The 20565-nt window shown below is 63.0% G+C and carries 14 protein-coding genes, 2 pseudogenes and 1 riboswitch; of the genes and pseudogenes, 10 read left to right on the forward strand and 6 right to left on the reverse strand.

Annotated features, from left to right (window positions below; all coding sequences use genetic code 11):
• Positions 1-7 precede the first annotated feature (7 nt).
• The 3 genes and pseudogenes from X760_RS59350 to X760_RS59360 all read right to left on the reverse strand — a co-directional run bounded on the left by X760_RS59350 (position 8) and on the right by X760_RS59360 (position 6884).
• Entirely contained in the window at positions 8-811 is an 804-nt protein-coding gene (locus X760_RS59350; RefSeq protein WP_023720120.1) for an ion channel, read from the reverse strand.
• Between the two features lie 58 nt (positions 812-869).
• Positions 870-4407, reverse strand: a pseudogene (gene dnaE, locus X760_RS59355) (DNA polymerase III subunit alpha).
• A 464-nt stretch (positions 4408-4871) separates the two neighbouring features.
• Entirely contained in the window at positions 4872-6884 is a 2013-nt protein-coding gene (locus X760_RS59360; protein WP_023720121.1) for an acetyl/propionyl/methylcrotonyl-CoA carboxylase subunit alpha, read from the reverse strand.
• Positions 6885-7097: 213 nt separating this feature from the next.
• Between X760_RS59360 and X760_RS59365 the strand changes: the two are divergent.
• From X760_RS59365 to X760_RS59390, 6 genes and pseudogenes are all read left to right on the forward strand, one after another.
• Positions 7098-8235, forward strand: a pseudogene (locus tag X760_RS59365) (S-(hydroxymethyl)glutathione dehydrogenase/class III alcohol dehydrogenase).
• A 73-nt stretch (positions 8236-8308) separates the two neighbouring features.
• Entirely contained in the window at positions 8309-8878 is a 570-nt protein-coding gene (gene gfa, locus X760_RS59370; RefSeq protein ID WP_023720122.1) for an S-(hydroxymethyl)glutathione synthase, read from the forward strand.
• 66 nt (positions 8879-8944) lie between these two features.
• Entirely contained in the window at positions 8945-9412 is a 468-nt protein-coding gene (locus tag X760_RS59375) for a YaiI/YqxD family protein (RefSeq protein WP_023720123.1), read from the forward strand.
• Positions 9413-9416: 4 nt separating this feature from the next.
• Positions 9417-10094, forward strand: coding sequence for a DUF1345 domain-containing protein (locus X760_RS59380; RefSeq protein ID WP_023720124.1), 678 nt, complete (start codon positions 9417-9419; stop codon positions 10092-10094).
• A 101-nt stretch (positions 10095-10195) separates the two neighbouring features.
• Complete coding sequence (locus tag X760_RS59385) at positions 10196-11074, forward strand: cytochrome b/b6 domain-containing protein (RefSeq protein ID WP_023720125.1); 879 nt, start codon at positions 10196-10198, stop codon at positions 11072-11074.
• A gap of 1 nt (position 11075) precedes the next feature.
• Positions 11076-11885: a molybdopterin-binding protein gene (locus X760_RS59390; protein WP_023720126.1), complete on the forward strand. Its 810-nt coding sequence runs from the start codon at positions 11076-11078 to the stop codon at positions 11883-11885.
• A 23-nt stretch (positions 11886-11908) separates the two neighbouring features.
• Here X760_RS59390 and X760_RS77260 read toward each other — a convergent pair whose 3' ends face one another.
• Complete coding sequence (locus X760_RS77260) at positions 11909-12511, reverse strand: DUF3011 domain-containing protein (protein ID WP_023720127.1); 603 nt, start codon at positions 12509-12511, stop codon at positions 11909-11911.
• A gap of 86 nt (positions 12512-12597) precedes the next feature.
• Between X760_RS77260 and X760_RS59395 the strand changes: the two genes are divergently transcribed.
• On the forward strand, positions 12598-13428 hold the full coding sequence (locus tag X760_RS59395; RefSeq protein ID WP_084642797.1) for a transporter substrate-binding domain-containing protein: 831 nt from the start codon (positions 12598-12600) through the stop codon (positions 13426-13428).
• Positions 13429-13440: 12 nt separating this feature from the next.
• On the opposite strand, the gene X760_RS59400 is transcribed toward X760_RS59395, so the two are convergent.
• On the reverse strand, positions 13441-14439 hold the full coding sequence (locus tag X760_RS59400; protein WP_023720129.1) for a hypothetical protein: 999 nt from the start codon (positions 14437-14439) through the stop codon (positions 13441-13443).
• Between the two features lie 203 nt (positions 14440-14642).
• Positions 14643-14729, forward strand: a riboswitch (glycine riboswitch).
• Positions 14730-14877: 148 nt separating this feature from the next.
• Here X760_RS59400 and gcvT point away from each other — a divergent pair.
• The 3 genes from gcvT to gcvP are packed head-to-tail and all read left to right on the forward strand — an operon-like array spanning position 14878 to position 19179.
• Complete coding sequence (gcvT, locus tag X760_RS59405) at positions 14878-15978, forward strand: glycine cleavage system aminomethyltransferase GcvT (protein ID WP_023720130.1); 1101 nt, start codon at positions 14878-14880, stop codon at positions 15976-15978.
• A 5-nt stretch (positions 15979-15983) separates the two neighbouring features.
• Positions 15984-16352 (forward strand): glycine cleavage system protein GcvH, encoded by a 369-nt coding sequence (gcvH, locus tag X760_RS59410; RefSeq protein ID WP_023720131.1) that lies wholly within the window; start codon positions 15984-15986, stop codon positions 16350-16352.
• A 16-nt stretch (positions 16353-16368) separates the two neighbouring features.
• Entirely contained in the window at positions 16369-19179 is a 2811-nt protein-coding gene (gene gcvP / locus X760_RS59415) for an aminomethyl-transferring glycine dehydrogenase (RefSeq protein ID WP_023720132.1), read from the forward strand.
• A 71-nt stretch (positions 19180-19250) separates the two neighbouring features.
• Here gcvP and X760_RS59420 read toward each other — a convergent pair whose 3' ends face one another.
• Positions 19251-20420: a GGDEF domain-containing protein gene (locus X760_RS59420; RefSeq protein WP_023720133.1), complete on the reverse strand. Its 1170-nt coding sequence runs from the start codon at positions 20418-20420 to the stop codon at positions 19251-19253.
• Positions 20421-20565 lie beyond the last annotated feature (145 nt).

Raw genomic sequence — 20565 nt, forward strand, 5'->3', positions numbered from 1 at the left:
CTGCAATTCAATCGCCATCGTCGGGTATGTTCAGAACGTGCCCACAGGCCTTGCAATGGACGGCGTCAGGCTCGTGCCGCTGCAGCCCGCATTGCGGGCAAGGAAAGAACACCTTGGTGGGACGGAAGAGCGCCTGCGCAAGCCTGACGAACAGCGATATGCCGATGATCATGGTGGCGATCGCGGTGAGCTTGCCGGCCACGCCGGGCAGGACGATGTCACCGAAACCGGTCGTGGTAACTGTGGCGACGGTGAAATACAGCGCATCGACATAGCCTTCGAGACCGCCCACGGTGCGGAAGAAGAAGGTGTAGACGAAGCCGGTGATGACAAAGAGGAACGTCAGGAAATTGATGACCGCGCGGCTCGCCTCGCGCCATCGCCTGAAGCCGCGCATCTCGAGAAATCGCCACAGCGCGCCGCTACGCGACAGCGACCACAGCCGCAGGATGCGCAAAAAACCGAGATTGGCCAGCGCCGTAGGCATCAGCAGAGTCAGCAGGATGAAGGCATCGATCCACGACGCCGGCTGTCTCATCAGGCGCAGCATGTCGTTGGAGGCAAGCAGCCGGGCAATCATGTCGGCGGCGACGAGTGCTGCCACGGAGTAGTCCAGCCAGAGGAACGAGGACGACTTCTGGATCACCGGCGTGGCAATAAAAAAGGCAATGATGGTGAGGTCGATGACAACAGCCGCAAGCTGAAACCGGAACGCCGCCGCTGTGCGCCCGTGATATAGCTTGCGCAGCATGTCGCGGAGCCGCGCCAAGGCTGAAGAATCCTGCGCTCCACTCTTGTCTATTGCATTCATGGCGACTGCGATAACGTTTGGGCCACCAGCCGTCCAGTGTTGCCAGCCGGGCAGCCGGCTACACCAGCTCCACTTCCACCACGCCTGGCACAGCGCGCATCGCCGACGCGATCTGCGGCGAGACGCGGTAGCGGTTGGGCAACTCAATCTCGACCTCGCCCTCGCCGCCTTCCTTTATGACGATGATGCTCACCTGACTGTCGCCACGCTGCCCAAGTTGCGATTGGATTGTCGATGCCGGTGCGTCATTTCTGACGAAGATGCGCAGCGCTTTCTGGATGCGGCTTGCCTCGTCCTCCAGCGACTGCACGGTCTGGATGCGCAGATTGACGCCTTCCGGCCTGTCCTCGGCCGAAACGGTGATCACCACCGAGCGGCCGGGTTCGAGCAGATCGCGGTATTGCGCCAGCCCCTCGGAAAACAGCACCGCTTCATACTGGCCTGACGTGTCGGAAAACTGCACGACGCCCATCTTGTTGCCGGTGCGCGTCTTGCGCTCCTGCTTGGTGGTGACCGTACCAGCGAGCCGGCCGGCGGCAGCACCGCGTTTGACGGCGGCCGAAAACTCGCCCCAGGTCTGCACCCGCATTTTCTGCAGCGCCGCCTTGTATTCATCGAGCGGATGCGCCGAGAGATAGAATCCGACCACCTGGAATTCGCGGTGCAGGCGGTCGGCGGCGAGCCAGGGGTCGGTCGCCGGCAGGTTGAGCGCCTGCGACTGTGCGCCAAGCGAAGCGCCAAAAATGTCATGCTGGCCGGTGACGGCATTCTGCTGCGCCAAGGACGCCAGCCCCATCATCCGCTCGACGCCGGCCATCATCGCCGCGCGGTCATGACCGAAGCAGTCGAGCGCGCCGGCCATGATCAGGCTTTCGAAGACGCGCTTGCCGACGATCTTGGGATCGACCCTTTCGCAGAAATCGGCCAGGCTCTTGAACGGTTTTTCGCCGCGCGTGGCGACGATGTGCTCGACCGCCGCGTCGCCGACGCCCTTGAGCGCGGCCAGCGAATAGAAAATGCGGTTCTCGCCGACCTCGAAATCCCGGAACGACGTCATCACCGACGGCGCCACCACCTCGATGCCGAGGCGCAGCGCATCCTGGCGGAAATCGGCGAGCTTGTCCGTATTGCCCATGTCGAGCGTCATCGATGCGGCCAGGAATTCGACCGGGTAATGCGCCTTCAGATAGGCGGTCTGGTACGACACGACGGCATAGGCGGCAGCATGCGATTTGTTGAAACCGTAGTCGGCGAACTTTGCCAGCAGGTCGAAGATGAAGTCGGCTTGCGGCTTGCCGACGCCGCGCTCGACCGCACCGGAAACAAAGCGCTCGCGCTGCTTGTCCATCTCGGCGCGGATCTTCTTGCCCATGGCGCGGCGCAGCAGATCGGCTTCACCCAGCGAATAGCCGGAAAGCTCCTGCGCGATCTGCATCACCTGTTCCTGGTAGACGATGACGCCTTGCGTCTCCTTGACGAGATGGTCGATCTTCGGGTGGATCGACGCCATCTCCTCCTCGCCATGCTTTCTGGCGTTGTAGGTCGGGATGTTCTCCATCGGCCCCGGCCGGTAGAGCGCGACCAGCGCGATGATGTCCTCGATACAGTCGGGCCGCATGCCGATCAGCGCCTTGCGCATGCCGGCACTTTCCACTTGGAACACGCCGACCACCTCGCCGCGCGACAGCATGGCGTACGTTTCCGGGTCGTCGAGCGGAATGTGGGCGAGATCGATCTCNATCGATCTCGATGCCGCGGCGGCGGATCAGCTTAACCGCCCTGTCCAGCACCGTCAGCGTCTTCAGCCCAAGGAAGTCGAATTTCACCAGCCCGGCCTGCTCGACATACTTCATGTTGAACTGTGTGACCGGCATGTCCGAGCGCGGATCGCGGTACATCGGCACCAGTTCCCACAGCGGCCGGTCGCCGATAACGATACCGGCGGCGTGCGTCGAGGCGTGGCGGTAGAGACCTTCCAGCTTCTGCGCCGTGTCGAGCAGCGTTTGTACGATCGGCTCCCGCTCGGCCTCTTCGGCAAAGCGCGGCTCGTTGGCGATGGCGTCGGCGAGCTTGACCGGATTGGCCGGGTTCGACGGCACCATCTTGCTCAGTTTATCGACCTGACCATAAGGCATCTGCAGCACACGGCCTACGTCGCGCAGCACCGCGCGTGCTTGCAGCGTGCCGAAGGTGATGATCTGGCCGACCTGGTCGCGGCCGTATTTCTGCTGGACGTAGCGGATGACCTCCTCGCGCCGGTCCTGGCAGAAGTCGATGTCGAAGTCGGGCATCGACACGCGGTCGGGATTGAGGAAGCGCTCGAACAGCAGCGAAAAGCGCAGCGGATCGATGTCGGTGATGGTCGTCGAATACGCAACCAGCGAGCCGGCGCCCGAACCGCGGCCCGGCCCGACCGGAATGCCTTGCGCCTTGGCCCATTTGATGAAGTCGGCAACGATCAGGAAATAGCCCGGATATTTCATCTTCTCGATGACCCCGAGCTCGAAATCCAGTCTTTCGCGATATTGGTCGGCCGTGTAGCCGGGTGTGAGCCCATGCGCCGCCAGCCGTGCCTCCAGCCCTTCATGCGCCTGCCGGGCAAGCTCCTGCGCCTCCGCTTTAACCGCCGCGTCGGCGTCGGCGACATCGCGGCCGGCAAAGCGCGGCAGGATCGGGTTGCGGGTCTTCGGATAGTAGGAGCAGCGCAGCGCGATCTCGACGGTGTTGTCGATTGCTTCCGGCAGGTCGGCGAACAGCCTCGCCATATCGGCCTGGCTTCGCAGGAAGTGGTCGGGTGAAAGGCGGCGGCGATTGTCGGCCGCAACCACGGAGCCTTCGGCGATGGCGATCAGCGCGTCATGCGCCTCATAGTCTTCACGAGAAAAGAAAAACGCCTCGTTGGTGGCAACCAGCGGCAGATCGTGGCGGTAGGCGAGGTCGACCGACGACTGCTCGATCGTGCGGTCGTAGCCGGACACGCGCTCCAGCTCGACATAGAGCCGGTCGCCGAACAGGCCCTTGAGCGCCAGGAGCCGGGTCTCGGCGAGTTCGCGACGGTCCTCTTTCAAGGCATTGCCGATCGGGCCTCGCGGCCCGCCCGTAAGGCAGATCAGACCGTCGGAGTGGCCCTGCAGCATCTCGGTCGTCAGATGCACCGCTTCGCCGGGCGGTGTCTCGAGGTAGACGCGGCTGACCAGCCTGACCAGATTGCCGTAGCCGGCCTCGGTTGCGGCGATCAGTACGACGGGCCGCATCTCCGGTCCTTGCTGCCTGCGGTCGCGCTGGCTGTCGCTCGCCTCGCCGGAAAAGGCGAGGTCGATCTGGCAGCCGATGATCGGCTGGATGCCGTCCTTCACGGCTTTCTGGGCGAATTCCAGCGCGCCGAACAGATTGTTGGTATCGGTGACGGCTATTGCCGGGCATTCATCCTGCACCGCATGGCCGACGATCTTGCCGAGTTGCAAGGCACCTTCGAGCAGCGAATAGGCCGAATGCACGCGCAGATGAATGAACCGACGCGCCGCCTGCTCCGCCCGCGACGCCTTTGCATAGGCCTCGCGCAGCAAGGGATCGCGTGGAAGTCTCTCATTCGCCATGGTTTTTTCGCGCCGCCTCACAAGGACTCAGTCGATGAAGATGTATTGTCCGGCACCGGGTAACACGAGTCCAGCGGAAGCGATTGGAGCTTTGGAAGTTTAGAGCAACCGCTGAAGCTGCCAATCTCCCCCCTCTTGGGCCCCTCGTGGGGGAGATGTCCGGCAGGACAGAGAGNCCCGCCACAGCGGGCGGGTCGTTGGAGCCAATTAGCACCATACCCAGATTAGTAGCATAGCTGCCGGCACAAAGCAAGAACAAAATACGCCACGACGGCAAAAAGCGAATTCCTCACGGCCTCGCCTGTCCCTCCTCCACTGAGCGTGCCAACCCATTGCAAGGTCGCGTTTCTTCGCGCCCCTCTCTGTCCTGCCGGACATCTCCCCCACGAGGGGGGAGATTGGCCGTCACCTCGGCTTTCGCTAATCTCCAACGTCCCAGGCCGGCGCCGAGGCGGATTTCAGCCTCACGCGAATTGCATGATCACCGCATCGACCGCAAGGCTGTCGCCGGGCTTGGCGTTGAGCTTCGATACGATGAGATCGCGCTCGGCGCGCAGCACGTTTTCCATCTTCATCGCCTCGACCACCGCCAGCGTCTCGCCGGCCTTGACCTCCTGCCCCTCGGCAACCGCAATCGACACGACGAGGCCAGGCATCGGGCAGAGCAGCATCTTCGACGTGTCCGGCGCCACTTTTTCCGGCATCAGCCTTTCGAGTTCGGCGGTGCGCGGCAGCATGGCGCGGGCTGTCACAGACATGCCTTTCCAGGCAAGGCGGAACCCGTTCAGCACCGGCCTGACCTGCGCCGCGACTTTGCGGCCGCCGACCGTGCCGCGCCAGATGAGATCGCCCGGCCGCCAGTCGGAGGTCACCCTCAGTGCCTTGTCGCCGTCGATTGTGAGGTCGAGCTCCATCGGAATGGAAATCATGCCTTCGACGATGGCGACCGAAAGATAATCCCGGCCGATCTTCACCGCCCAATCGCGTTTCAAGGCGCCGGAATGCGGCGCCAGCCGCCCGCCCAGCCGGTCGAGCCGGTCGCGGCGCACCAGTTCGACCGCGGTGGCGATCGCGGCCAGCACCGCTTTCTCCTCGGCGTCTGGCACGATCGGCGCGAAGCCGTCTGGGTATTCCTCGGCGATGAAAGCGGTCGATATCAGCCCTTCCCGCCAGCGCGGATGCTGCATCAGCGCCGCCAGGAACGGTATGTTGTGCTCGATGCCGTCGACAACGAACCTGTCCAGCGCTTCCGACATCGCATCCATCGCCGCAAGCCGTGTCGGCGCCCAGGTGCACAGCTTGGCGACCATCGGATCATAGAACATCGAGATTTCCGAGCCTTCGGTAACGCCGGTATCGTTGCGGATGACGATTTCGCCAAATTGCCCCTCTTCCGGCGGCCGGTATCTCGTCAGCCGGCCAATCGACGGCAGAAAGTTGCGATACGGGTCTTCGGCATAGAGGCGGCTTTCCACCGCCCAGCCGTTCAGCTTGACGTCGCCCTGCTTGATGGCGAGCTTTTCGCCGGCTGCCACGCGGATCATCTGCTCGACCAGGTCGATGCCGGTGACCAGTTCCGTCACCGGATGCTCGACCTGCAAGCGCGTGTTCATTTCCAGGAAATAGAAGTTCTTGTCGCTGTCGACGATGAATTCGACCGTGCCGGCGCTCTGGTAGTCGACCGCCTTGGCCAGCGCCACCGACTGCTCGCCCATGGCTTTGCGGGTCTTGGCATCGAGGAACGGCGACGGCGCCTCCTCTACGACCTTCTGGTTGCGGCGCTGGATCGAGCATTCGCGCTCGCCGAGATAGAGCGTGTTGCCATGCGCGTCGGCAAGCACCTGGATTTCGATATGGCGCGGATCGACAATGAACTTCTCGATGAAGACGCGGTCATCACCGAACGAGCTTTTGGCCTCCGACCGCGCCCGGTCGAAGCCGTCGCGCACCTCTGCCTTGCTCCAGGCGATGCGCATGCCCTTGCCGCCGCCGCCGGCCGAGGCCTTGATCATCACGGGATAGCCGATTTCGCCGGCGATCTTTTCGGCATGGGCGGCGTTTTCGATGACGCCGAGCCAGCCGGGCACCGTCGAAACCTTGGCGGCGTTGGCGAACTTCTTCGATTCGATCTTGTCGCCCATTGCCTTGATGGCCTTGGGCTTCGGGCCGATGAAGACGATGCCTTCCTGCTCCAGCGCCTCGCAGAAGGATGCCCGCTCGGACAGGAAACCGTAGCCGGGATGCACGGCCTCGGCCCCTGTCGCCTTGCAGGCGGCGATGATCTTTTCCGGGGCCAGATAGCTTTGCGCGGCGGGAGAAGGGCCGATATGCACCGCCTCGTCAGCCATTTCGACATGCACCGCGTCGCGGTCGGCGTCGGAATAGACCGCGACGGTGGCGATGCCCATCTTGCGCGCCGTCTTGATCACACGGCAGGCGATCTCGCCACGGTTGGCGATCAGGATCTTTGTGAACATGCAGGCCTCGTCCCTCGGCTGCCCTTCTTTTCTGGGCTTCCCGTTTTATGGGCTTCAGGGGGCCGGTCAAGGCAAAGTCGGAGCCTATCCCGGACGCAAATCGGCGAGCTCTGACGAAAATCCGGGATCAGAACGTCGCTTCGTGCATAGCGCAGAGCTGAGTGGTAAGTTAAATCTAACCTGGATTGCAGACTGCCATGGGAGGATTGCCTGATGAAAACGCGCGCCGCTGTCGCCGTCGCCGCCGGAAAGCCGCTGGAGATCATGGAGGTCGACCTCGAAGGTCCCCGTGATGGCGAGGTGCTGGTCGAGATCAAGGCAACCGGCATCTGCCACACCGACGAGTTCACACTGTCGGGCGCCGACCCGGAAGGCCTGTTTCCGGCGATCCTCGGCCATGAGGGCGCCGGCATCGTCGTCGACGTCGGCAAGGGCGTCACCTCGGTCAAGAAGGGCGACCATGTCATCCCGCTTTATACGCCGGAATGCCGGCAGTGCCCGTCCTGCCTGTCGCGCAAGACCAACCTCTGCACCGCCATCCGTGCCACGCAGGGTCAAGGCTTGATGCCTGACGGCACGTCGCGCTTCTCGATCGGCAAGGACAAGCTGTTCCACTACATGGGCTGCTCGACTTTCTCCAATTTCACCGTGCTGCCCGAGATTGCGGTGGCCAAGGTCAATGCCGACGCCCCCTTNCGCCCCCTTCGACAAGATCTGCTACATCGGCTGCGGCGTCACCACCGGCATCGGCGCGGTGATCAACACGGCCAAGGTCGAGCAAGGCGCGACCGCTGTCGTCTTCGGCCTTGGCGGCATCGGCCTCAACGTCATCCAGGGCCTGCGCCTTGCCGGCGCCGACATGATCATCGGCGTCGACCTGAACAACGACAAGAAGGCCTGGGGCGAGAAATTCGGCATGACGCATTTCGTCAATCCGAAGGAGATCGACGGCGATATCGTGGCTCATCTCGTCAACATGACCAAGCGCGGCGCCGACCAGATCGGCGGTGCCGACTACACGTTCGACTGCACCGGCAACACGAAAGTCATGCGGCAGGCGCTTGAATCGTCCCACCGTGGCTGGGGCAAGTCGGTCATCATCGGCGTTGCCGGCGCCGGCCAGGAGATCTCGACGCGGCCGTTCCAACTGGTCACCGGCCGCACCTGGATGGGCACTGCGTTCGGCGGCGCGCGCGGCCGCACCGACGTGCCGAAGATCGTCGACTGGTACATGGACGGCAAGATCGAGATCGATCCGATGATCACCCACACGCTGAAGCTCGAGGACATCAATAAGGGGTTTGACCTTATGCATGAAGGCAAGTCGATCAGGAGCGTGGTAGTTTACTGAGGAGGAGGAGAAAGCCGCCGGCCAATCAGCCAGCGGCCGAAAATGCACATGTTCAACAAGGGAGGAGACAAAAATGCCGGAAAAACTGCATCCGAAAATCGACAATGGACTGCCCAGGGAAAAGGCCGACTTTGCCGGCGGGACGCTGGTCTGCGCCTGCACCAGCAATCCGGTCAAGGTGAAGGTCAAGGGCCAGATCGCCCACAACCATGCCTGCGGCTGCACCAAATGCTGGAAGCCGGAAGGCGCACTGTTCTCGGTCGTGGCGGTGGCCGGTACAAGCGACGTGACGGTCACCGAAAACGGCGACAAGCTGAGGATCGTCGATCCGGGCGCGCTGATCCTGCGCCATGCCTGCACCGGCTGCGGCGTCCACATGCACGGCCCGGTCGAGCGCGACCACGCTTTCAAGGGGCTGTCCTTCATCCATCCGGAGCGCTTCCAGGAGGACGGCTGGTCGCCTCCGGGCTTCACCGCCTTCGTCTCGTCGATCATCGAATCCGGTGTCGATCCGAGCCGTATGGACGGCATAAGGTCACAGCTGAAGTCGATCGGGCTCGAGCCTTATGACTGCCTCAATCCAGGTTTGATGGACTATATCGCCACCTGGACGGCGAAGAGATCTGGCGCGTTGCCGGCCTAGTAGCCGCTCGACTATCATCGATCGAGCCGGGCGACGTCGCCCGGCTCTTTCACATTTGGAACAACGATGCCCGCACCCGCTATTCTCGTCGATGCCGATGCCTGCCCAGTGAAGGCCGAGGTCGAAAAGGTTGCCGAGCGGCACGGCATCGTCGTCACCTTCGTCTCCAATGGCGGCTTGCGTCCATCGCGCGATCCGATGATCCGCAATGTCGTCGTCTCCAAGAGCGCCGACGCCGCCGACGACTGGATCGTCGAAAATGCCCGGCCCAACGACATCGTGGTGACCGCCGACATCCCGCTTGCCGCGCGCGCGGTGGCACTTGGCGCCCATGTACTCGGCCCGACCGGGCGCCCGTTTACGCCGGAGACGATCGGCATGGCGGTGGCGATGCGCGACCTCAAGCAGCACCTGCGCGAGACCGGCGAAAGCAAGGGCTACAATTCGAGCTTCGCGCCGCAGGATCGCTCGCGGTTTCTCGGCGAACTTGACCGCATCTTGCGGCGAGCGCTGAAATCCGCCTCAGCGGACTGAAACCATGACGACCGGTACCCCCACCAAGATGCCCATGCAACGCCACACGCCGTTCGCGCTGTCGGCCTGCATCGGCGTGGCAGCCTTTGGCGCAGCACTGATCTGGCGTGCGCCGCTTGCCTATTCGATCGGCGCCAACGTGTTCTTTGCCGCCTATCTCTGTCTTGTCGTCGCTCACATGCCGCGGCTTACCGGCAGCTATCTGCGCAAGAATGCAGGCGACACGGACCTGCCGGTGCTGGCCATCTTCGCGGTCACGCTGGTTGTGGTCGCAATTGCCATCATCTCGTTGTTTCAATTGATCAACAGGGAGAAGAGCGCGGATCCCGTCGAGCTTACGGTGGCGTTATTGTCTATCCCGCTTGGCTGGTTGACCATCCACGCGATGGCGGCACTTCACTACGCGCATCTCTATTGGTTGGACGGCGATGCGATGGATGGCGACACCAAAAAGAAAATCCCGGTCGGCGGCCTCGACTTCCCGGGCGGCAAACGGCCGGAAGGCTCGGATTTCCTCTATTTTGCGACAGTGATCGGCATGACGGCGCAAACTGCCGACACCAACATCACAACCTCGCAAATGCGCCGTGTCGTGCTTGTGCATTCGATCCTGTCGTTCTTCTTCAACACGGTGATCGTGGCAGCCGCGGTCAACCTCGCAGTCAGCCTCGGCAGTCCGTAATAAATCCGGGATCGGGTGAAACATCGCTTAAGCTGGCGACGTATTGGGAGGAGAAGAGATCTGACAGGCCGCGGCGAACGTGCGGCCGGAGGGAACAACAGATGGAATCGCTGGCCAGAAACCAAGCCGCCGAAGCAGATACCGCCGCGCCGAGCGATGCGACGCTGATCTATCGGCAGTCGCGCTGGACGCGGCTGACGCATTGGCTATGGGCGATCGCGCTGTTCTTCATGCTGCTTTCCGGTCTGCAAATATTTAACGCCCGCCCACAGCTCTACATCGGCAAGGAGTCGGGCTTTGGCTATAACAACACCATCTTCGCCATCGGCGCCGAGAACACGGTGACCGGCCCGCGCGGCTACACCGAGATCTTCGGCAAGCGCTTCGATACCACCGGCGTGCTCGGCTGGTCGGGTCCGGCCGGCCAGGAGACCTCCCGCGCCTTCCCGTCCTGGGCGACGATCCCTTCCTACTACGATCTCGGCACCGCGCGCGTCGTTCATTTCTTCTTCGCCTGGGTGCTGACCACCACGCTGCTGGTCTGGCTGGTCGCCAGTCTGATCAACGGCCATTTGCGGCGCGATCTTGCCCCGCGCCTCGATGATTTCAGGCGGCTGCCGCGAGACATTGTCGACCACGCAAGGTTCAGGTTCCACCACACGCGCGAATACAACACGTTGCAGAAGATGGCCTATGGCGGCGTGCTGTTCGTGCTGCTGCCGCTGATGATCATCACCGGCCTGGCCATGTCGCCGAGCATGAACTCGGTGCTGCCATTCCTGAACGACCTGCTCGGTGGCCGGCAGACGGCACGTACCATCCACTTCACGGTGATGCTGCTGCTCGTCGCCTTCTTCGTCATCCACATCCTGATGATCCTGGCCGCCGGCCCGATCAACGAGCTGCGTTCGATTATCACCGGCTGGTATCGAACCGACCCGCCGGCGAATGGCGACAAAGCACCCGAGAGGAGCGCCTGACATGGCGAAATTCGAGATCAGCCCCAAGCTACAGATAAGCCGAAGAAAGTTCCTGACCTCGGCCAGCTTGGGCCTTTCCGGCATCATGCTTTCGGGCTGCGATGCCTTCGACAGCCAGCTTGGCGTCGGCGACGGCCTGCGCAGTTTCCTCGAAAGCGCCAATGGCCTGACCTGGCGGGCGCAGCGGCTGCTTGCCGGCCGTGACGCGCTGGCGCCGGAGTTCACCGAGGCCGACATTCGCCAGCCGCAGCGGCCGAACGGCGTCACAGCGCCCGACGACGATTTCTACAAGGGCCTGCTCGCCAACGATTTCGCCGACTGGCGGCTGGAGGTTTCCGGCCTCGTCGAAAAACCGCTGTCGCTGAGCCGCGACCAACTGATGAACATGCCGAGCCGCACCCAGATCACCCGCCACGACTGCGTCGAGGGCTGGAGCTGCATTGCCAAATGGACCGGCACGCCGCTGTCGCTGGTGCTCGACCAGGCGGTGGTCAAGCCGCAGGCGCGCTACGTCATCTTCCACTGCCTCGATACGATCGACCGCAGCCTTGCCGGCGATATCAAATATTACGGCTCGATCGACCTGATCGATGCCCGTCATCCGCAGACGATCCTTGCCTATGGCCTCAACGGCAAGCCGTTGCCGGTCGAAAACGGCGCGCCGCTGCGCGTCCGCGTCGAGCGCCAGCTCGGCTACAAAATGCCGAAATACCTCACCAAGATCGAGCTGGTCGACAGCTTCGCCAATGTCGGCGGCGGCAGAGGCGGCTATTGGGAGGACAATGGCTACGACTGGTACGGCGGCATCTGACCGAAACCTGACTTAAGCCTCATCTAACTGTCGTCGTCGCTGTCGTCGCCGTCGCTGCGCAGGGCCGGATTCAGATCAGGATTGTCGTCAGGGGTAACAAGCTTCCCCAGCCCGTGCGGTCCTTGGTAGTTGCCGTGGGTATCGAAGTTGGGATTGCCCTGATTGTCGAATTGCGGCGTCGGATCGATCGATTGGTCGTAACGGCGCGGGCGCGGCTTCGGATAGTAATTGTCGGAATGATGCCGATGCGAATTGCCGTTGTCGAGAATTGCGCCCACCACGCCGCCGACGATAATGGCTGCGGCGACGTCGCCAGCAGAGGGATTGCGGTTGGGGCCGGCGACTGCGAATTCGGCCGAGCAACCATTGTCGACCCAGATGCCGCCGCCGTCATAGCCCCAGCTTCTACCATATACGCAACGCGCCTTCGAAAGCCTCGAGGTCAACTGCACGCCACGTCGCGTATCGATCCCGCAATAGGAATAGCGGTAATCGGCGCTGGAGCAGACCACGCGTTTTGCCCCCGCAGCCTGCGCTGCCGTCGGCAGCAACGAAAGCTTCGCCGGGTTGCCCAGGATGCAAACCAGGAACATCATCGAACTGCTAACCGCCATCCGCGCCGACATCGCAACTCTCCATCAGGGTCCGCTATCGACAGAATGGCACCTCTGTGTAAGTCTGACAACCGGTCGGGCTCAGCGAGGTTATATTAATGCGCGCTAAGATGATCTCCCCAACTATACTTGCCCTTTCTGCCTGGTTGGCTTTGTCGCTGCTGCCAGCCCGGGCGGACGACAGCCTCAAACGCATCATCGACCAGAAGACACTGACGGTCGGCGTGGCGCTCAACCCGCCATGGATCCTCAAGAAGGCCGACGGGAAGTTCGCCGGCTATGATGTCGACCTTACCAGTGCGCTGGCGTCTGATCTCGGCGTCGACCTGAAGCTGGTCGAGGTGCCCTGGAACGACCTCAAGACACGACTGCTCAAGGGTGATTTCGACATGATCGCGGCGGGCTACGCCAGCACGCCGGAACGCGCACGCGAGGTGGTATTCTCCAACCAGACCGGTACCGCCGATATCCGCATGGTTGCGACGATCGCCAGCCTTGGGAAAAGGCCGGGAAAGGCAGTAGCGGCGCCGGGATACAAGATCGCCGTGTTGTCCAATTCCACCGATGAAGCCGCCGCGAAGGAAGCTTTTCCTAAGGCGACCATCCTGTCTTTCGACAATACCTCAGATGTTTTCGCCGCGATCATCGGCGGCGACGCACAGGCGATGGTCGCCACATCGCCAACGCCGCAAATGGCCGCCAGGCTCTATGACGCGAAATTGAAAATGGTGGGCGGTCCGCTGTTGCGGACGCCGGAGGCGTTTGCCATGCGGCCGGACGATGTCCGCCTCATCCAATACGTCAACAACTGGATCGGCGCGCGTACCGCTGACGGCACCATAGGCGGCGTGCGCCGCTACTGGTTCGGCAGCTTCAAATGGATGTCGCGGTTCGACACCGGCGCCAAGCCGGAACCTGCCAAGCAATAGGTTGGCGACCTGTTATGCGACCTTGTCGATCAGCGGCTTGAGCGCCGGGTGGATTTCCGGCGAGGCGTGCTTGATCAGCGTCAGCAACGCACGCTCGTTCTCCTGCAGCGGCCGGTCGCCGATGTGTTCAGCTAGCCATTTCGCCTCGCCGGCATCGACCGTCTCGGCGCGGCGGGCCAGAGCCTCGGCTGCGTTGTTCCTCGATTCCCATTCGGCCTCGACGTCGCCCGGTGAACGATAGGCCTCCATAATGCCGGACAGGCTACCCGACACCATGCGGCTGAAGAAACCGCCGATCTCCGGATCGGCCTGCTCGAAAAAAGCATCCCGGCGCAGCGCCACATCGCGCACCGGCGCTTCGTAGCCGGCCGAACACATGACGAAATTGGCGATCGCCTTGACGAACAGATCGTTCCACGACGGATCATTGTCGCCCGCCACTGTCCGCTCGTTGATCTTGAACAGCACCTCGGCCTCGGCGCGGCTGATGGCGATGTTGCCATCGCCGCCATAGGCGTAAAGGATGCGGCGCAACAGCTCGACCTCAGCCTTGGCTATCGACCCAGGGATAAGCCTGCCGCCGGTCGTCAGCGGCCCCTTGCCATCCACGACCGCATGAGCGACCTGCTCCAGCGCATAGCCGGAAAGCGTGCTCGGCGATGATTTGGCAACTTCCAGCACGTGCACTAGCAGCTCGAGTTCGGTTCGGCTGTCAACCATGCCGTCGCGCGAAATCGCCCGGATCAGCCAGTCGGCATTGTCCTGGGAAACATAGCCGGCCGGCTGTTCCTGGTGGACGATGAAGTCGGTGACGGCCTCGACGAAAAACTCGAGCCATTCCGCGCATTTGTCCCTCGCCGTCGCGTCGAGCGCAAACAGCGCCTCGGCCTCGCCGCGCGTTACCACGCCGTCGCCGAACACTTCGCCGCGCAGCATGACCACGTCTTCCGCCGTGATCCGATTTTTCGAGGTCAGCCCGGCCACTGGCGCGCTCATGATCAATTCGCCCATTTTGTTCCCCGCCCGCCGCCGGCAATTGCCGGCCCTTATCCGGCATATCAGCAAGGTCTTGAGAAACCGGCAAGCGGCGTGGTTAGCGAAGGCTTGCCTGTAAAGAAGGCCCGCAGAAGACTGCCAGTAAAAATGTCGCTGGCAGGTGACAAGGTGTCGTCCACGGGCTATGGATGACGAGTCGAGGGCTCTTAACCGAGTCCTACCTGTTTGCGGGAGAGAGCAGCGAGAGCTGCCGCCGAAGGGGAAATCGCCCGAAATCTCTCAGGCAAAAGAACCGTAGACGGGAAAGACACTCTGGAAAGTCGGGGCTTGCCCCCGCGCCGAAGGTGTAAGCGCTGCCGACAGAGTTACGGGGCGCGAGTCTCTCAGGCTTCAGACAGAGGGGCACGGACTGGTCGCCATTCGCGACCGCTTGCGTGCGACTCTGGAGATGACATGACGGGCGACGACACCAAACACCTTCCCCTCGAAGATCTGCACATGGCAGCCGGTGCGCGCTTCGGCGCCTTCGCCGGCTGGTCGATGCCGCTGACCTATCCGGCCGGCGTGATGAAGGAGCATCTTCACAGCCGCGAGCATGCCGGCCTGTTCGACATCTCGCACATGAAGCTGTTCGAAATCAGCGGCCCGGGCGCAGCAGCGCTTCTGAACCGCGCCTGCCCGTTCGATGCCGGCGCGCTTCAGGTTTCCCAGTCCAAATACACGTTCTTCCTCAATGAGGCCGCCGGAATACTCGACGATCTGATCGTCACCAGGCTCGGCGTCGAGCGCTTCATGATGGTCGCCAATGCCGGCAACGCCGCCGCCGACGAAAAGCATCTGCGTGAACTTGCCGAGGATTTCGACGTGAAGGTGGACGCGCTCGACCGCGTCTTCCTGGCCATCCAGGGCCCCGAGGCATGGGCTGCCCTTTCCCGCGCCGGCATCGAGACCGGTTCGCTGGTGTTCATGCACGGCATCGAGCCGCGCGAAAACTGGTTCATGAGCCGGTCGGGCTATACCGGCGAAGACGGTTTCGAGATCGGCCTGCCGGAAGCGGACGCGCGAACCCTCGTCACCAGGTTGCTCGAGGACGAGCGAGTGATGTGGATCGGCCTTGCCGCCCGCGACAGCCTGCGGCTCGAAGCAGGACTGTGCCTGCACGGGCTGGACGTCACGCCGGAGATCGATCCGGCCAGCGCCGGGCTGATGTGGGCCATCCCCAAGGAGGTTCGCGCCTCTGGCGCGTTCATCGGCGCCGATGCATTGCGCGCCATCCTGGAGCGCGGCCCGGCGCAAAAACGCGTCGGCCTGAAGCCGGACGGCCGCCAGCCGGTGCGCGCCGGTGCTGCCCTTTTCGACGCCGACGGCAACCCTGCCGGCCATGTCACCTCAGGCGGCTTCGGCCCCTCGGCCGGTCATCCGGTGGCAATGGGCTACGTCCGGACGCCGCTTGCCAAGCCCGGCACAAGACTGTTCGCCGATGTCCGCGGGACGAAAATCCCGGTCGACATCCACCCCTTGCCCTTCACGCCCCATCGCTACCGCAAAGGATGATTTCAATGGCAAAGACCTATTTCACCGAAGATCACGAATGGCTTCGCGTCGAGGGCGGCATCGCCACCGTCGGCATCACCGATTACGCGCAGCAGCAGCTCGGTGACATCGTCTTCGTCGAACTGCCTGAGCCAGGGAAAAAGCTGGCCAAGGGCGATACGGCCGTGGTGGTCGAATCGGTCAAGGCGGCATCGGACGTCTACGCACCGGTCGACGGCGAGATCACCGAAGCCAACACCGCGCTGTCGGCCGATCCTTCGCTCGTCAATTCGGCGGCAACCGGCGACGGCTGGCTGTGGAAGATGAAGCTGGCCAATGAGAGCCAGCTCGACGGCCTCCTCGATGAAGCCGCTTACAAAGCCCATATTGGTTGATAGCAGGACCAGCAAGATGACCGCAGCACCCTACCCCTTCTCGGCTCGCCATATCGGCCCGGGCCTCCAAGACGTCAGAGCCATGCTGGCCACGATCGGCGTTCCCTCGGTCGAGACGCTGATCAGCCAGGCAGTGCCGAAGTCGATCCGGCTCGACCGTCCATTGGCCTTGCCCGCCGCTGCAAGCGAAGCGGAAGCGCTGACCGAGCTCGCGGCGACGATGGCAAAGAACACGGTGCTGAAGAGCTTCATCGGTACCGGCTATCATGGCGTCCACGTGCCGCCGGTGATCCAGCGCAACCTATTCGAGAACCCGGCCTGGTATACGGCTTACACGCCTTACCAAGCCGAGATCAGCCAGGGCCGGCTGGAAATGCTGTTCAACTTCCAGACGCTGGTCACCGAGCTGACCGGCTTGCCGGTGGCGTCGGCCTCGCTGCTCGACGAGGCGACGGCGGTGGCCGAAGCGGTCGGCATTGCGCTGCGCCATCATCGCGACAAGCGCACCAAGGTGGCACTGGCCGGCACGCCGCACCCGCAGACGCTGGACGTCGTTCGCACCCGCGCCGAACCGCTCGGCATCGAGGTCGACGGCGAGGTGATCGACGACAACACCGCCGCCCTGCTGGTCTCCTGGCCCGATACATTCGGCGTCTATGGCAATCACAAGGCAGCGATCGACAAGGCCCGCGCTGCCGGCGCGCTGGTCGTCTTCATTGCCGATCCGTTGGGCCTGACGCTGACCGACGCGCCAGCCAGGCTTGGCGCCGACATCGCCGTCGGCCCGATGCAGCGTTTTGGCGTGCCGATGGGCTTTGGCGGGCCGCACGCCGCCTATTGCGCCGTGTCCGACAGGCTGACGCGGCTGATGCCCGGCCGGCTCGTTGGCCAGTCGACGGACAGCAAGGGCCGTCCCGGATATCGCCTGGCCTTGCAGACACGCGAGCAGCATATCCGCCGCGACAAGGCGACCTCCAACATCTGCACCGCACAGGCGCTGCTCGCCAACATGGCGACGGCCTATGCGATCTGGCATGGCCCTGCCGGGCTGCAGGCGATTGCCGGCCGCGTCCACACGGTGGCCAACCGCCTGGCTGCCGGCCTCAAGGCAGCAGGCGTTTCGGTGCTCGGCGGAAGCCGCTTCGACACGGTGACCGTGGAAGTGAAGGGCAGAGCCGCCGCACTTGCCGCCGCCGCCGAGAAGACCGGCCGGCTGCTGCGTGTCATCGACGCCGACCATGTCGGCATCAGCTTTGACGAGACCTCCACCGAGGCCGATCTGGAGGCGATCGCAGCACTTTTCGGCGCCAAGGCCGGCGTTGCCGCCGGCAGTTCCATGCCAGGAAAACCGCGCGGCAAGGAGTTCCTCACCCAGCCCGTCTTCCGCGAAAACCACTCGGAAACCGACATGATGCGCTTCTTGCGCCGGCTGTCCGACAAGGACCTGGCGCTCGACCGCGCCATGATCCCGCTCGGCTCCTGCACCATGAAGCTCAACGCCGCCGCCGAAATGATGCCGGTAAGCTGGCCCGATGTCGCCAACCTGCATCCCTTTGCCCCGGCGAGCCATTCGGTAGGCTATCGCGCCATGATCGACGAGCTGGAAGGCTGGCTGGCGGAGATCACCGGCTTCGACGCGGTGACCCTGCAGCCCAATGCCGGCAGCCAGGGCGAATATGCAGGGCTGCTCGCCATTCGCGGCTATCATTTGTCGCGTGGCGAAGGCCATCGCACCGTCTGCCTGATCCCGTCCTCGGCGCATGGCACCAATCCGGCAAGTGCGGCCATGGCCGGCATGAGTGTCGTCGTCGTGCGCTGCACCGAGGACGGCAATATCGACATGGAAGACTTGCAGACCAAGGCGGCCGAGCATGCAAAAGACCTCGCGGCGCTGATGTTCACCTATCCTTCGACGCATGGTGTTTTCGAGGAAGGCGCGCGCGACCTCTGTGCGCTCGTCCACAGCCATGGCGGCCAGGTCTATTTCGACGGCGCCAATCTCAACGCTCTGGTCGGCCTCGCCCGTCCCGGCGATATCGGTGCCGATGTCTGCCACATGAACCTGCACAAGACCTTCTGCATTCCACATGGCGGCGGCGGCCCCGGCGTCGGCCCGATCGGCGTCAAGGCGCATCTGAAGCCATACCTGCCCGGCCACGTCACCGAAGGCTCGGCCCATGCCGTGGCGGCGGCACCGTTCGGCAGCGCCTCGATCCTGCCGATCACCTGGATGTATATCCGCATGATGGGCGCTTCCGGCCTGAAGCAGGCGACCGAGACGGCGATCATCTCCGCCAACTACGTGGCGACGCGGCTTGGCGAGCATTTCCCCCTGCTTTACAAGGGGCGCAACGGACGCGTTGCGCATGAATGCATCCTCGACACCCGCGTGCTCAAGGACAGCGCCGGCATCAGCGTCGACGATATCGCCAAGCGGCTGATCGACTATGGCTTCCACGCGCCGACCATGTCGTTCCCGGTGGCCGGCACGCTGATGGTCGAGCCGACCGAATCCGAGCCCAAGCGCGAGCTGGATCGTTTCTGCGAAGCCATGATCGCCATAGCCGGCGAGGCAGCCAAGGTGGCGAAGGGCGAATGGCCCTTGGCCGACAATCCTCTGGTCAATGCGCCACATACCGCCGCCGAGGCGTTGGCCGGCCAGTGGACCCATCCCTATTCGCGCCTGGAAGCGGCCTACCCCGCCGGCGATGCCGATACGGCGGCAAAATACTGGCCACCGGTGTCACGCATCGACAACGTCGCTGGCGACCGCAACCTGGTCTGCTCCTGCCCGCCGCTGTCGGAATATCTGGGTGCGGCGGAGTAGACCATGATCCCGAAGAATGGAATCCGGTTTTCGGACAAGATCATGGTCTAACAAGAAGATAGAAGCCTCAATCAGGCAGAACGCAAGGCCGGCCCGTCGGCCTTGCTCGCCCTGTCCCGGGCGATGACGCGATTTCGCCCGGCGCGCTTTGCCGCATAGAGCGCGGCGTCGGCTTCGGCCAGCACATCATCGAGACCGGTGCCGCTCGTCCCACCAAAGCCGATGCCGCCGCTGACTGTGCTTCGCAACGGACCAAGCTGGGTGGCCACGACTTCCGTACCGAAGGCGACGCTGATCTTGCTCGCAATGTCATAGGCTTTTTCTTCCGTCATCCGCGACATGACGAGCACGAATTCCTCGCCGCCCAGCCGGAAGGCGTCGACGCCGGTTCTGGCGTATTTCCTAATGACGGCGGCAAAGCGGCGCAGGACCTGGTCGCCGACCGGATGACCGAATACGTCGTTCGTCCTTTTGAAATGGTCGAGGTCGAACATGGCGACGGACATAAACGGACCGAAGACCCGCTCGCCGTAGAGTGCCGTTAACGCCCGCCGGTTCATCAGCCCGGTCAATGGATCGGTCATCGTCTCGGCCTTCAATTCGATCTGCGCCTGCAAATGGTGCAGGGAGAGCGTTAATGCGCCAAGCCCGGTCATGCAGGCGACGGCTACGACGGAATTCACCCGCTCGGCCCAATTGTCCGGTGCTACGCCGAGCACCCACTGGCCCTTGACCAGCAGGACCGCGCCGCAAAGTCCGAACGACAGCGCACAGACGCCGCTCAGGAACGATACGACCAGCAATATCCGGCGATCATGACCACCCTCAATCCAGAACATCGCCCCGATAAGCGAGAGTAGCGCCGTTACCGTCGCATAGGTGACAATGAAGCCGACACCATCAAACCCGAGATACGTCGCGCCCGCGCAAACAGCCATCGCAGCCAAGGTCGGCAAGATGGCGCGCCTATAGTCGCGCATGCTGAGATATTGCATGGCCGACAGGCAGATAATCAGGAAGCCGAGGCTGAGAAGAGCAAGCACGATCTGGCAAAGCCAGGGGCTTGGATCTCTTGTGTAATGCCAAAACAAGACCACATGTGCGACGAGCACGAGAATGCCGCACGCCACCGTCAGCACAAAGCGTGCCTGTGGCGCGGTGAACCAGATCGCAAACATGGTGATGCTGAGGCACGTGCCCGACAGCGCCGCTGCGAGCAGGAGCGAACTGTAATCCAACATGCTTAAGCGACAGCCTCTTGAGGGTTTCGCTGCATCCTAGGTCAGCGACAGTCCGCGGATATCGTTTTTCAGCCAACCTTGCGGCGTAACCTTCGGACAAGGTTTACAAAGCGTCGATGCTCCAAGCTTCGACCCCATTTCCGCC

The sequence above is a fragment of the Mesorhizobium sp. LSHC420B00 genome (assembly GCF_000503055.1).
In the GTDB taxonomy this organism is placed as follows: Bacteria; Pseudomonadota; Alphaproteobacteria; order Rhizobiales; family Rhizobiaceae; genus Mesorhizobium.